This is a genomic window from Vagococcus salmoninarum, assembly GCF_003987495.1.
GTDB lineage: Bacteria > Bacillota > Bacilli > Lactobacillales > Vagococcaceae > Vagococcus_D > Vagococcus_D salmoninarum.
The window spans coordinates 77,068-83,754 of record NZ_NGJU01000018.1 but is presented as its reverse complement, the minus strand read 5'-3'; the positions used below and the strand labels follow the sequence as shown (position 1 = coordinate 83,754).

General features: G+C 39.4%; 6 protein-coding genes. 1 reads left to right on the top strand and 5 read right to left on the bottom strand.

All coding sequences use genetic code 11. The features are described 5' to 3' along the window. Window positions 1-164: 164 nt before the first annotated feature. From CBF35_RS11605 to CBF35_RS11590, 4 genes are read right to left on the bottom strand one after another with little or no spacing between them, the layout of a single operon-like run. The gene (locus CBF35_RS11605; protein WP_126781357.1) at window positions 165-1,454 is read right to left on the bottom strand and encodes an acetyl-CoA hydrolase/transferase family protein; all 1,290 of its coding nucleotides are present in this window, start codon (window positions 1,452-1,454) and stop codon (window positions 165-167) included. Window positions 1,455-1,476: 22 nt separating this feature from the next. Then, the gene (locus tag CBF35_RS11600) at window positions 1,477-2,262 is read right to left on the bottom strand and encodes an enoyl-CoA hydratase-related protein (protein ID WP_126781355.1); all 786 of its coding nucleotides are present in this window, start codon (window positions 2,260-2,262) and stop codon (window positions 1,477-1,479) included. Window positions 2,263-2,276: 14 nt separating this feature from the next. Next, window positions 2,277-3,131 (bottom strand): 3-hydroxybutyryl-CoA dehydrogenase, encoded by an 855-nt coding sequence (locus CBF35_RS11595; RefSeq protein WP_126781353.1) that lies wholly within the window; start codon window positions 3,129-3,131, stop codon window positions 2,277-2,279. Between the two features lie 48 nt (window positions 3,132-3,179). Beyond that, complete coding sequence (locus tag CBF35_RS11590; RefSeq protein ID WP_126781351.1) at window positions 3,180-4,367, bottom strand: acetyl-CoA C-acetyltransferase; 1,188 nt, start codon at window positions 4,365-4,367, stop codon at window positions 3,180-3,182. A 110-nt stretch (window positions 4,368-4,477) separates the two neighbouring features. On the opposite strand from CBF35_RS11590, the gene CBF35_RS11585 reads away from it, so the two are divergent. Further along, complete coding sequence (locus tag CBF35_RS11585) at window positions 4,478-5,398, top strand: LysR family transcriptional regulator (protein WP_170174791.1); 921 nt, start codon at window positions 4,478-4,480, stop codon at window positions 5,396-5,398. Between the two features lie 31 nt (window positions 5,399-5,429). On the opposite strand, the gene CBF35_RS11580 is transcribed toward CBF35_RS11585, so the two are convergent. Beyond that, complete coding sequence (locus CBF35_RS11580; protein WP_126781347.1) at window positions 5,430-6,635, bottom strand: acyl-CoA dehydrogenase family protein; 1,206 nt, start codon at window positions 6,633-6,635, stop codon at window positions 5,430-5,432. Window positions 6,636-6,687: the final 52 nt, after the last annotated feature.

Sequence of the window (6,687 nt, the reverse complement as noted above, 5' to 3'; positions counted from 1 at the left end):
TTTAAACACCGCATTCTAATCAGTTTTAAAGTGACACAAAAAAGCAACTTCACCATTTCTGATGAAGCTGCCTAAGTAACTATTTATTCGACTAAATTTTAGCCATCCACACAATTTGACGTAGAGCCAAGATTTTACTCTTTCAGGGGTTTTTCTTAATTGATTTATTTAGCTAAGTACTTTAAGGCTTGAGCTTCTGCTCGTAATTCATCTCTGAACTTCGGGTGTGCAATGGCAATCAAGGCTTCCACTCGTTCGTTAATTGTCTTACCTTTCATCCGGGCAGCACCGTATTCTGTCACGATGTAATCAACGTCATTTTTCGACGTCGTGACGGCTGCACCATTATAAAGGGAGGGCACGATGGTCGAAATACTATCTTTAGCCGCTGTGGAGTTTAAGGCGATAATCCCAACTCCATTAGTCGTCATCCGGACACCTTTACCGAAATCAGATTGCCCACCCGTTGATGAGTAATACTTATTCGGTAGTTTTTCCGAGTTACATTGACCTAAGAGATCGACTTGAATCGTTGCGTTAATCGTGTACAAGTTATCTTCTTTAGCGATTTCTTTTAAAGCATTCGATTGATTAACTGGCACAAAATAAATGTCTTCATTTTTATCTAACCATTGATATAATTTCGGTGAACCCATGGCGAAAGTCGTCACGGTTTTACCAATATACGTTTCTTTTTGACTGTTGTCTAAAGCCCCAGAATTGTAAAGTTCAATCACATTATCTGGTAACATCTCAGTATGGAAGCCTAATTGGCGTTTTGTTGTTAAGTTGTTCATTACAGCTGAAGGAACTGAGCCGTAACCAATTTGTAAGGTGGCCCCATCTGGTACTAAGTCAGCAATAATTTTACCAATCGCTTCTGATTTTTCATCAATGACAGGCTCTGGCACCGTTGGTAACGGTTCACTGCTTTCGATTAAAGCTGTTACATCATCAATGTGAACGTGGTGATTGACCCCATAAGTGTAGGGGCAGTTTTCATTGACTTCAATAATAATTTTCGTTGTCACATCTAGTAGGCCACCAACGTAAGCATTGGCTAGACTTAAAGAGAAATAGCCTTTGTCGTCCATTGGCGAAGCATTAAACATCAAGACAATTTGTTCTTCCCGCATTTTGATTAAGTCAACTGTATCGCCAAAGTGGTTCGGTAACAATTCAACAACACCGTCATTCATTAACTGGCGATCGCCACCTAAGAAGATTGAAATTTGTTTCAACTTTTCTTTTGGTAAGTCGTAAGTTGGAACATTGGTTAATGTCCGATACAGTTTATTATTGTCTAAGCCTTCATAATGGCATAAAGCGTCATGTAATAACTTCGGTTCTCCAGGAGCGATCGGATAAACCACCGCATCTCCTGGCGCTAAGAATTTGATTGCTTCGGTAGCTGAGACTTTTTTGTCATTGTATTTGGTCAGTAGCTCTTTCATTTGGCATCCTCCACTAATTTTATTATTGATTTTTAAATTCGGCAGGGCGTTTTTCGATAAAGGCAGTCATACCTTCTGTTTGATCTTCAGTAGCAAAAACTAAGCCAAAAAGTTCTGACTCTAAGTTTAAGCCTTGCTCTAAAGGCATTTCCATGCCTTTTTTAACAGCTTGTTTAGCAAATTTCAAGGCAATTGGCCCTTTACTGACGATTTTTTCAGCAAACTTAAGAGTTTCCGTCATTAAATCAGCTTCAGCGAAGACTTGGTTAAATAGTCCTAGTTCTAAACCGGCTTGGGCTTTAACATTTTTTGCACCGTAAATTAACTCTAAAGCTTTCGGCACACCGATAATTCGAGGCAAACGTTGAGTCCCACCAAATCCAGGAATGACTCCTAAATTGACTTCTGGTAAGCCGGCAACAGCATTTTCACTAGCAAAACGAAGGTCACAAGCCATAGCAAGTTCTAGTCCGCCACCTAATGCGTAGCCGTTAATCGCCGCAATGACTGGGATTGGCAACTCATCTAAGGCTTTAAAAACTTGATTGCCTAATAATGAAAACTCGCGAGCTTCTAAAGGATTTTTAGGTGCCATCTCTTTAATATCCGCTCCTGCAATAAAGGCTTTCTCTCCAGCACCAGTCATAATTAACACCCGAACAGTCTCGCTAGCTTTGATTGTTTCCAAAGCCTGGCCAATTTCTTCCAATGTTTGTTGATTTAAGGCATTTAAACTTTTAGGGCGATTAATCGTTAAAGTGGCGATGTGTTCAGTCACTTCGACTAAAATATTTTCAAATTTTTTCATCTGTACGCTCCTGTCTATGACTCGTACGTGTAGAAACCACGACCTGATTTCTTACCTAAGTAACCAGCGGCAACATATTTTTTCAGTAAGGGACATGGACGGTATTTTGGATCGTTAAAGCCATCGTATAAGACTTGCATAATCGCTAAACACGTATCTAAACCAATCATATCAGCTAATTTTAATGGTCCCATTGGGTGATTCATCCCTAGTTCCATCACTTGGTCAATGGCTTCAGCCGTTGCTACTGATTGATATAAAGTAAAGGCTGCTTCGTTAATCATTGGCATTAAGACTCGGTTAGAAACAAAGCCGTAAGAATCGTTGACTTCCACCGGAACTTTACTCATCTTCAGACTTAGATCATGAATGGCTTGATAAACTTCGTCTTCTGTTTGGACCCCACGAATAATTTCAACAAGTTTCATAATTGGCACAGGATTCATAAAGTGCATGCCGATAAAGCGTTCAGGATGACTGACAACAGCGGCTAAATCAGTAATTGGTAATGAGGATGTATTTGTTGATAAAATGACATCTTTTGAAACAATAGCATCTAGTTCTTTAAAAATACTTTTCTTAATTTCAAAGTTTTCCACAGCCGCTTCAATAACTAACTGACAAGCTGTCGCATCTTGCTTATCTGTAGATAAGGTAATTCGACTTAAGACTTCTGTTTTTTCAGCTTCTGTTTTACGGCCTTTTTCAACGTCACGAGTCAGATTTTTAATAATCGTTGCTAACCCTTTTTCCGCAAATTCTTGTTTCACATCATTTAAAAGTACGTCGTAACCTGCTTGAGCTGCTACTTGAGCGATACCATTTCCCATTTGTCCTGAACCGATGACCATAATTTTTTTAATTTCCATGATTATTTCCCCTTTTAATTGTCATTTATTTTGATTATTTTTAGTTGTTTAGTCGTAGTCGCAACGAATTAAGATGGCATCTCCTTGAGCTGCCCCACTACAAATAGTAGCAATTCCGTAAGTTAATTTGCGACGGCGCATTTCATGAATTAAAGTCCCGATGATTCGACCACCAGAAGCTCCAATTGGGTGACCAAAGGCAATCGCGCCACCATTGACGTTAATTTTTTCTGAAGGCAAATCTAACATTTTCTGTGTCACTAAAGTCACAGCTGCGAAAGCTTCATTAATTTCAAATAAATCAATGTCTGCCACAGTTAAGTTATTGTCAGCTAAGACTTTGGTAATTGCGTGTCCTGGTGCACTAGCAATTAAGCGGGTTTCGACTCCACATTCGGCATGACCAAGAATCGTCGCTAAAGGTTTAACGCCTAATTCTTTGGCACGGTCTTCTGAAGCAACTACTAAGGCTGAGGCACCATCGTTTGTACCAGGTGCATTCCCAGCAGTAATCGTATTCCCTTCTGTGAACAAGCCTTTTAACCGTTCTAAATCAGCTAAAGTTGTTTTTGGCCGTGGCGCTTCGTCAGTATCGATAACTAAAGGCTCGCCTCGACGTTGAGGGACTTCAATCGGCACGATTTCTTCGACTAAGCGACCAGCTTCAATCGCTTGACTAGCTAATTGTTGACTACGTAGCGCCCACTCATCTTGAGCTTCTCGACTAATGTCATACTTATCAGCACCGTAACCACCATTAACTGCCATATGTTGATTATAATAAGCATCCCATAAGCCATCATGGACCATTAAATCCACCATTTCGGTGTTAAACATCCGGTTACCCCAACGAAGATTTTTTGAAGCGAAAGGGGCATTTGACATACTTTCCATTCCACCTGCTAAGACGATATCGGAATCCCCTGAACGAATCATTTGATCGGCTAAAGTCACTGCTCGTAAGCTTGAAGCACAGACTTTATTGATTGTTTCTGAACCAATCGACCAGTCTAAGCCAGCTTTGATTGAGGCTTGGCGTGAAGGGATTTGCCCCACTCCTGCTTGTAAGACTTGACCCATTACAACGTACTGAATGTCCTCTGAACTAAGGCCACTTTTTGTGACAGCTGCTTTCATCGCCTCTGCACCTAAATCTACTGCTGGGATATCTTTAAAAACACCGCCGAATTTAGTAAATGGTGTGCGAACGGCACTTAATATTACACTTTTTGTCATTATTTCTTTCCTTCTTTCTTTGAAGCACTTTTTTTGGTAATTTCTACCAAAATTGTTATGATACCAGTATCAAAATCTTTGTAACTTTTGATACTGAAAGGATGATCCTCGTGTATTGGCAAAATATTAACTTTCAACACTTGAATTACTTTTTAACGACTGCTCGGCATCTAAACTTTTCCGAAGCAGCTGACGAACTTTACATTAGTTATTCCGCTTTAAGTAAAGCGATGACCCGTTTGGAAACCCAACTAAACGTAAAACTCTTTGAAAAAAATGGGCGAAACATCAAATTAACGAAGTACGGCAAAATCTTATACGGATACGTTAATTTAGCTATGTCACACTTAAATAGTGGGATTGAAGAAATCGAACAATTGTCTCAACAAGAACAGTCAGATTTACGCTTATCTAGTGTTTATACTGTCTCCTCTTCTTACTTACCTCAGCGTCTCGGACGTTTTAAAGCGAAATATCCTGAAACCGCTGTCTATTTAACTCAAACCTCGACTCATAAAATTCTCAATAATATTATTGAGGGCCAGATTGATGTTGGTTTTTGTGGCGAATTTGAATTTGAAAACTACAAAGATGAGATCAATCGTGAATTTATTTACGATGATAAAATCGTCTTAATCGTTCCTAAAAATCACCCTTTAGCTAGTAAGAAGCACGTTTCCTTTGCTGATATCAAAGACGAATCTTTTATCGGTTACAATAAGTCAGCTGGCATGAGTTATTCCATTCAAACAGCTTTAAACCGGGTAGCTGGCGCAGATTTTAAACTAAACACCCTCTACGCTATGAATGAAGAGTCAGGAGTTATTGGCATGGTTCGTTCCAACTTAGGGATTGCCTTTGTCTCCACCCGTAATCCTTTAGATTACGATGACCTTAAAATCATTGACGTTACCGACTTATCAATTATTTACAATATTTATATGGTTTGGCAACGGTCAGAATATTTACCTAATAGCGTGACTCAGTTCAAAAACTTTATTATTTCTGATAGTGTTAACTTTGATGTTTGAACTTTAAGAGTAGCCTAGTGCTGCTCTTTTTTTAGACAAAAGCTCCCATGCCAGTTAAAGCTCTTGATAAAATTAAGGCATTGATATCATGTGAGCCTTCATAAGTATAGACAGCTTCTGCATCGGCGAAGAATTTGCCAACACCATAATCAATATTGATCCCATTGCCACCACAAATTTCACGACCTAAAGCAACAGCTTCTCGTAAGTTCATGGCATTGTGCATTTTATGGAGGGACGCATTAACTGTATCAAAGTCACCGGCTTCTTGGTTTTCAGCCATAATCACTGACAAAGCAATGTTAGCTGCGACTTTCACACCCATGCGGGCAATTTTTTCTTGTACTAATTGGAATTTAGCAATTGGACGGCCAAATTGTTCACGTTCAGTGGCGTATTTTAACGTAGCAGCTAAAGAACCAGCCGCTGTTCCTGTGGCAATATGACCAACATCTACGCGGGAGCCTTGGAAGACTCGTGTCACATCGCCGAAACCTTCAATTTTCGGTAAAAATTGTGACTCTTCAACTAAAGCATCAGTCATCGTAATTTTACAGTTTTGAACTGGGCGGAGAGCCATTTTATGTTTAATGACTTCAAATTCAACTCCTGGTGTGTCGTGGTGTAAGATAAAGCATTTTATTTGGCCATCGGCTTCGTCCCGAGCAAAAACGGGAATGACATCAGCGGTATTTGCTGCCCCGATCCAATATTTCTCACCATTTAATACCCATTTGCCATTTTCTTTACGGGCACTTGTTTTCAAGCCTTTGGCAATATCCGAGCCGTTTAATGGTTCTGTTAAAGCAAAACAACCTGTTAGTTCGAATTTTTCTAACTTCGGTAAGTAATGAGCTTTTTGTTCCTCATTCCCTCCTTGTAAAATAACCGTATGTGCCATGCGGTGAATCGTATAAGCTGTAGCTATTGACGTATCCATCCGGGCTAGTTCGTGGAAGAGAAAAGCATTGTAAACTTCGCTATAAGTTTCTTTATTTTCCCGCTCTACATATAAGAGGGGATTGTTCATAATTCCGACACGATTATATAACTCGTAGACTTGGACTGGAAATTCAGCTTTATCCCAATACTCAGCCATCACTGGTTGAATATCTTTTTCTAAGGCTTGGCGTAAATTATATAAAACTTCGACTTCACCTGTTGTTAGTTTTTTACTTAAACCTAATAAATCCTCAGGGTATAGTTCTTGTAATTTAGTTAGTTTGTCCACGTTAATTCCTCCAATAAAATAATTTGTTAACCGCTTACAAACTTATCATAACAAAGAA

Coding starts and splice junctions, on each gene's coding strand:
- CBF35_RS11605 (WP_126781357.1), bottom strand. CDS start 1,454: ATGAAAGAGCTACTGACCAAATACAATGACAAAAAAGTCTCAGCTACC.
- CBF35_RS11600 (WP_126781355.1), bottom strand. CDS start 2,262: ATGAAAAAATTTGAAAATATTTTAGTCGAAGTGACTGAACACATCGCC.
- CBF35_RS11595 (WP_126781353.1), bottom strand. CDS start 3,131: ATGGAAATTAAAAAAATTATGGTCATCGGTTCAGGACAAATGGGAAAT.
- CBF35_RS11590 (WP_126781351.1), bottom strand. CDS start 4,367: ATGACAAAAAGTGTAATATTAAGTGCCGTTCGCACACCATTTACTAAA.